Annotated in this window: 4 protein-coding genes and 1 pseudogene; all 5 read left to right on the top strand. The window is 69.4% G+C overall.

What is annotated here, in order from left to right; all coding sequences use genetic code 11:
• The first annotated feature begins 789 nt into the window (after positions 1–789).
• Complete coding sequence (gene kdpA, locus DMC18_RS03360; RefSeq protein WP_110117868.1) at positions 790–2,502, top strand: potassium-transporting ATPase subunit KdpA; 1,713 nt, start codon at positions 790–792, stop codon at positions 2,500–2,502.
• Between the two features lie 30 nt (positions 2,503–2,532).
• Positions 2,533–4,605, top strand: a complete 2,073-nt coding sequence (gene kdpB, locus DMC18_RS03355; protein ID WP_110117869.1) for a potassium-transporting ATPase subunit KdpB — start codon at positions 2,533–2,535, stop codon at positions 4,603–4,605.
• Between the two features lie 112 nt (positions 4,606–4,717).
• Positions 4,718–5,401 carry a TorF family putative porin gene (locus DMC18_RS03350; RefSeq protein ID WP_110117870.1) on the top strand — a complete coding sequence of 228 codons (684 nt, stop codon included), beginning with the start codon at positions 4,718–4,720 and terminating at the stop codon, positions 5,399–5,401.
• An 11-nt stretch (positions 5,402–5,412) separates the two neighbouring features.
• Positions 5,413–5,991, top strand: coding sequence for a potassium-transporting ATPase subunit KdpC (gene kdpC, locus DMC18_RS03345; protein WP_110117871.1), 579 nt, complete (start codon positions 5,413–5,415; stop codon positions 5,989–5,991).
• A 111-nt stretch (positions 5,992–6,102) separates the two neighbouring features.
• Positions 6,103–7,115 (top strand): annotated as a pseudogene (locus DMC18_RS03340) (sensor histidine kinase KdpD); the annotation flags it as partial.

Below are 7,115 nucleotides of genomic sequence, written 5' to 3'. Positions count from 1 at the left end.
AGGTGGACACGCCGTGTCACCCCCATCCCAACCCTTCCCCCATCAAGGGGGAAGGGCTTTGAAGCCGTGGGTTTCAAAAAACACCTGGGTCCCCGCTTTCGCGGGGATTTTACGGAGAGGGGAGCAGCGTGCCCCCTAATCCCGGACCCTAATCCCGGAAATAGCTGCGACGACGGCTGCGGCCGCGTCCGCGGCGGCGCAGGCGGGGCTCGATGCTGGGCCAGATGAGCAGAGCCAGCAGGGCCACGATGACCAAGGTTGGAAACAGCGGTGACATGAGCCCAGAACGCGCGTGACTTGGATCGGCTGCCACCGTTTCGCGATTTTGCGATGCAAACAAGAGTAAATTTCCGCGCGGCGGCAAGTTGTTCGGAAATGGGGCGCTTGTCACGATAACGCCTTGTTTCTAAGGCTGCCGGCAAAGTTTGCCGAAAACCTTGATCTCGCCAAACTGCACCCTTGAACGCGCTGCGTTGCAGCATGGCTTGCCGCGACGACCGGTCTTTATGCGGCGCTTATGCGCGGCTCACATCTCCCGAATGGAGCCCTTACGCGGCTCCGTGGTCCCTTCCGCGCCAACTGGAAGGAGGCCGAACGTGGCTGACATCATTTTCCTGGCGCTGGGCGGAGGGCTGTTTTTGGCCTTCGGCCTCTTCGCCATCGCATTGAGGCGCGCATGACCCTGCTGGTGAACGCGCTTTGGGGAGCCGGGGCGATCGTCGTCGCGGCCTACATGGTCACGGCGCTGATGCGGCCGGACCGCTTCTGACGCTCTTCGGATAAACTCACATGAACTGGCAAGGCTGGGCGGAAATCGCCCTGACGCTTGGCCTGGCGGTCGGCATCGGCTGGCCGCTGGGCGTCTACATGTCGCGCGTCTGGAACGGCGAGCGCACCTGGCTCGATCCGGTGCTCGGCCCGGTCGAGCGCCTCTTCTACGCCGCCTGCGGGGTCGATCCGCGCAAGGGCCAGACCTGGATCGGCTATGCCGGCGCCCTGCTGGCCTTCAACGCCGTCGGCTTCTTCCTGGTCTACGGCTTGCTGCGCCTGCAGGGCGTGCTGCCGCTGAACCCGCAGGGCTTCGCGGGCCTGTCGCCGCACCTGGCCTTCAACACCGCCGTCAGCTTCGTGACCAACACCAACTGGCAGAGCTATGGCGGCGAGACCACCATGTCGACGCTCAGCCAGATGCTGGTGCTGACGGTGCAGAACTTCGTCTCGGCCGCCACCGGCGCGGCGATCGCCGCGGCCCTGGCGCGCGGCTTCCTGGCCAGCAAGGGCGAGGACGTCGGCAACTTCTGGAGCGACGTGATCCGCACGACGCTGTGGGTGCTGCTGCCGCTGTGCGTGGTCGTGGCCCTGGTGCTCGTGGCCCTGGGCGTGCCCCAGACCCTGGCCGCCGGCGTCACCGCCCACACCCTGGAAGGCGGCGATCAGAAGATCTCGCTCTTCGCCACCGCCAGCCAGCTGGCCGTCAAGCAGCTGGGCATCAATGGCGGCGGCATCTTCAACGCCAACTCCGCCCATCCGTTCGAGAACCCGACCCCGCTGACCAACCTGATCACGGCGGTGTCGATCAACGTGCTGGGCTGGGCCGCCTTCTTCGCCTTCGGCCGCAGCGTGCTGGCCAAGAAGGACGTCCGCGCCCTGGTCGTGGCGGCCATGGTGCTGCTGAGCGCCGGCGCGGCGGCGATCTACGTCACCGAGACCCAGGCCCCGCCGGCCCAGGTCGCCGCCCATGTCGACACCTCGGTGAACATGGAAGGCAAGGAGGTCCGCTTCGGCGCGCCCTCGACCGCCGTCTGGGCCGCCATGACCACCGGGGCCTCCAACGGCTCGGTCAACGGCATGCATTCCAGCCTGATGCCCCTGGGCGGCGGGGTGACCATGTTCCTGATGCAGCTGGGCGAGATCCTGCCCGGCGGCATCGGTTCGGGCGTGGCGATCATGGTCGTCATGGCCCTGCTGGCGGTGTTCGTCGCCGGCCTGATGGTCGGTCGCACGCCGGAATATCTCGGCAAGAAGATCGAGGCCCGCGAGATCCAGTTCTCGATGCTGGCGGTGCTGGTGATCCCGCTGTTCATGCTCGGCTTCGCCGCCGTCGCCGCGATCCTGCCGGAAGCCTTGAAGGGCCTGATGCACGCCGGACCCCACGGCCTGTCGGAGATCCTCTACGCCTACGTCTCCGGCACGGCCAACAACGGCTCGGCCTTCGCCGGCCTCACCGCCAACGCCCCGTGGTGGAACGTCACCCTGGGCCTGGCGATGATGTTCGGGCGCTTTGCTCCCATCGTCGCGGTGCTGGCCATCGCCGGGGCGCTCGCGGCCAAGCCCAAGCTCGCTCCCACGGCCGGCGCCATGCCGACCGACGGCGGTCTCTTCGTCGGCCTGCTGATCGGGGTGATCCTGATCCTCGGCGGCCTGCAGTTCTTCCCCGCTCTGGCGCTGGGGCCGATCGTCGAGCACTTCCAGGCGCTCGCCTTCGTCGCCTCGAGCCACTGATCGCTTACCGCTGATCGAAAGCGCACTTCCATGACAACCTACGAAAACGGAGCCGTCGAAGGCGGCCGGCGCAAGCCGGCCAGCCTGGCCGGCGGCCTCTCCGCCCCGATCCTGGTCCGCGCGGCCAAGGACGCCTTCCTCAAGCTCGACCCGCGCAAGCTGACCGGCAATCCGGTGATCTTCGCGACCTGGATCGTGGCCCTGCTGTCGACGGTCTCGGCCGTCGCGGCCATCGTCGCCCAGCAGTCGGCCGGCTTCGCCGTGCAGGTCTCGCTGTGGCTCTGGGCCACGGTCCTCTTCGCCAACCTGGCCGAGAGCGTGGCCGAGGGCCGGGGCAAGGCCGCCGCCGACAGCCTGCGCGCCGCCCGCGTCACCACCAAGGCCAAGTTGATCATCGACGATCAGGCCGGCACGGTGATCCCGACCCCCGCCCACAAGCTGGTCCCCGGCGAACTCGTTTTGGTCGAGGCCGGCGACGTCGTCCCCACCGACGGCGAGATCGTCGAGGGCATGGCCAGCGTCAACGAGGCCGCCATCACCGGCGAGAGCGCGCCGGTGATCCGCGAGAGCGGCGGCGACCGCTCGGCCGTCACCGGCGGCACCACGGTCGTCTCCGACTGGATCAAGGTGCGGGTCACCGCCGCGCCGGGCTCGACCTTCCTCGACCGCATGATCGCCATGGTCGAGGGCGCCGACCGCCGCAAGACGCCCAACGAGATCGCCCTGGCCGTGCTGCTGGCGGGCCTGACCCTGATCTTCCTGATCGCGGTGGTCACCCTGCTGGGCCTGGGCAAGTTCTCGGGCGTGGCGCTGGACCCGCTGGTGCTGGGCGCCCTGTTCATCACGCTCATTCCGACGACCATCGGCGGGCTGCTCTCGGCCGTCGGCATCGCCGGCATGGACCGCCTGCTGAAGGTCAATGTCCTGGCCACTTCGGGCCGCGCGGTGGAAGCCGCCGGCGACGTCGACACCCTGCTGCTCGACAAGACCGGCACCATCACCTTCGGCAACCGCATGGCCACCGAGGTGATCGCCGCTCCCGGCGTGCGTCCCGACGCGGCCCTGCGCGCCGCCGTCATGGCCTCGCTGGCCGACGAGACGCCGGAAGGCCGTTCGATCGTCGAGCTGGGCCGCCAGCAGGGCCTGGCCCTGGAGGCCCCGACCGGCGCGACCTCGATCGCCTTTTCCGCCGCGACCCGCCAGTCGGGCCTGGATTTCGCCGGCCAGTCCTGGCGCAAGGGCGCGGTCGATGCGGTCTATCGCAGCCTGGCCATCGATCCCAAGCGCATCCCCGCCGAAGTGGCGGCCGCCGTCGACCGCATCGCCCGCTCGGGCGGCACGCCGCTGGCGGTCAGCGAGGACGGCGCCCTGGTCGGCGTCATCCACCTGAAGGACGTGGTCAAGCCCGGCGTGAAGGCTCGCTTCGCCGACCTGCGCCGCATGGGCCTGCGCACGGTGATGATCACCGGCGACAACCCGGTGACCGCCGCGGCCATCGCTTCGGAAGCCGGCGTCGACGACTTCCTCGCCGAGGCCACCCCCGAGGACAAGCTGCGCCTGATCCGGGCCGAGCAGGCCAAGGGCCGGCTGGTGGCCATGTGCGGCGACGGCGCCAACGACGCCCCCGCGCTCGCCCAGGCCGACGTCGGGGTGGCCATGCAGACCGGCGCCCAGGCCGCCCGCGAGGCCGGCAACATGGTCGATCTCGACAGCGACCCGACCAAGGTCATCGAGATCGTCGAGGTCGGAAAGCAGATGCTGATCACCCGCGGCGCCCTGACGACCTTCTCGATCGCCAACGACGTGGCCAAGTACTTCGCCATCATCCCGGCGATGTTCGTGGTCGCCCTGCCGGCGCTCGGCGGCCTCAACATCATGAAGCTGCACAGCCCGCAGAGCGCCATCCTGTCGGCGGTGATCTTCAACGCCCTGGTGATCGTCGCCCTGATCCCGCTGGCCCTGAAGGGCGTGAAGTACCGCGCCATCGGCGCCGGCAAGCTGCTGTCGCGCAACCTCTTGATCTACGGCCTGGGCGGCCTGGTCGCCCCGTTCGTCGGCATCAAGCTGATCGACATGATCGTCTCGACCCTGGGCCTGGCCTGATGAACCGCCCGATCGTTCCGGACCTGGTTTTCGGCCTCGGGGCGATCGGGCTCGTCTTCCTGGCGGCCAAGGCCGCCGAACTCCTCGCGTCGTGAAAGGCGCTCTTACTCAAATGTCCAAGTTCTCTTCGCTGCTGATGGCCTCGGGCCTCGTCTTCGCCCTGGCCGGCGCCGCCCGCGCCGAGACGCCGAGCGTGACCTTCAACCTCGGCGCGGCCTCCGACTACGTGTTCCGGGGCGTCAGCCAGACCGATGAAGACCCGCAGGTCTTCGGCGGCGCCGACCTGACCGCCGGCAAGGTCTACGCCGGCGTCTGGGCCTCGAACGTCGACTTCGGCGACAAGACCGACGCCGAGATCGACCTCTATGCCGGCTACAAGCCCACCCTGGGTCCCGCGACCCTCGACCTGGGCGTCATCTACTACGGCTATGTCGGCGCGCCGGGCGGGGCCGACTACGGCAACGCCGAGCTGAAGGTCGCCGCCAGCGTCCCGGCCGGCAAGGGCGGGGTGGGGGCGGCGGTGTTCTACAGCCCCGACGGTTTCGGCACGGCGAAAGAGGCGACCTATTACGAGGTCAATGGCGGCTATCCGCTCGCCAAGGCCATCAGCGTCTCGGCCGCCCTGGGCCGCCAGACCTATGCCGGCTCCGGCGACTACACGACCTGGAATCTGGGCGGGACCTGGAATTTCACCGACAAGCTGGCGCTGGACTTGCGCTATCACGACACGTCCGAGCATGACTTCGGCAAGCTGTACGACAGCCGCGCCGTCGCCACGCTCAAGGCCGTGTTCTAGAGGAGGCCCACATGCTGAAGCATCTTCGTCCGGCCTTCGTCTCGATGGGCCTGTTCACCGTCCTTCTGGGCCTGGCCTATCCGCTGGCGATCACCGGCGTGGCCCAGGCCGCGTTCCCGCAGCAGGCCAACGGCTCGCTGGTCCATGACCGTCACGGCCAGGTAGTCGGCTCCGAACTGATCGGCCAGGTCTTCGCCAAGGCCGAGTACCTGCACGGCCGCCCCTCGGCCGCCGGGAACGGTTACGACGCGTCGGCTTCGAGCGGCTCCAACATGGGTCCGCTGAACGACAAGCTGATCGAGCGCGAGAAGACCGACGCCGCCGCCCTGCGGGCCGAGTTTCACGGCGCGGCCATTCCGGCCGATGCGGTCACGACCTCGGGCTCGGGCCTGGATCCGGACATCTCGCCGGCCTATGCCCGCCTGCAGGCCCCGCGCATCGCCGCCGCCCGCAACGCCCCGCGCGGCGAGGTGCTGGGGATGATCGAGGCGGCCGTGAAACCGCCGCTGCTGGGCTTCATCGGCCAGCCGCGGGTCAATGTGCTGGACGTCAACCGCGCCCTGGACGCGCGCTTCCCGATGGTCGGCTAGGACTTGGCGAGCGACCCCTCTTCATACCCCGAAAGGGGCCGCCCCGACCCCGAGGCGCTTCTGGCGGCCGCCAACAAGGCCCGCCGGGGGCGCCTCAAGGTGTTCCTGGGCATGGCGCCGGGCGTGGGCAAGACCTACGAGATGCTGCGCGCCGCCCGTCGCCGGAAGGCGGAAGGCCAGGACGTGCTGGTCGGCGTGGTCGAGACCCACGGCCGCCGCGAGACCGAGAGCCTGCTGCGGGGGCTCGACGTGCTGCCCCGCCGCCCGGTCGAGAACCGGGGCCGCAGCTATCTGGAGTTCGACCTCGACGCGGCCCTGGAGCGGCGGCCCAAACTGCTGCTGGTCGACGAATACGCCCATTCCAACGCGCCCGGCTCGCGCCATCCCAAGCGCTGGCAGGACGTCGAGGAGATCCTGGCGGCCGGCATCGACGTCTGGACCACGTTGAACGTCCAGCACCTGGAGAGCCTGGTCGACGTGGTGCTGCGCATCACCGGCGCCCGCCAGCGCGAGACGGTGCCCGACAGCGCCCTGGCCCGCGCTGACGACATCGAGCTGATCGACATCACCCCCGACGAGCTGCGCGAGCGGATGGCGGCGGGCAAGGTCTATGTGCCCGAGACGGCGCGTCTGGCCTCGGAGAACTTCTTCAAGGTCGAGAACCTCACCGCCCTGCGCGAACTGGCTTTGCGCCGCGCGGCCCAGACGGTCGACGACCAGCTGGTCGCGGCCATGCGCGAGAAGGGCGTCGAGGGGCCGTGGGCGGCGGGCGAGCGGATCCTGGTGCTGGCCGGCGGCGACGCCATGGCCTCCATGCTGGTCCGGGCTGGCCGGCGGCTGTCGGACATGATGATGGACGCGCCCTGGACCCTGGCCCATGTCGAGCGTCCCGACCGTCCGCCGCCGCCCGAGACCGCCGCCGCCCGCACCCGCGAGGCCCTGAAGCTGGCCGAGCAGTTGGGCGGCTCGACCGTGGTCCTGACCGGGACCGACGTGGTGGCCACGGTCATGGCCTGGGCTCGGCGCAACAACGTCACCCAGATCGTGATCGGAAAATCCCGCGATTCCCGCTGGAAGGAACTCACGGGCCGCTCCCTGGCCGCCGCCCTGTTGCGCGAGGCGCG

Source organism: Caulobacter sp. D5, assembly GCF_003185805.1.
Taxonomy (GTDB): Bacteria; Pseudomonadota; Alphaproteobacteria; order Caulobacterales; family Caulobacteraceae; genus Caulobacter.
Note: the sequence above shows the minus strand (reverse complement) of the source record. Positions and strands in the feature narration are given on the sequence as shown.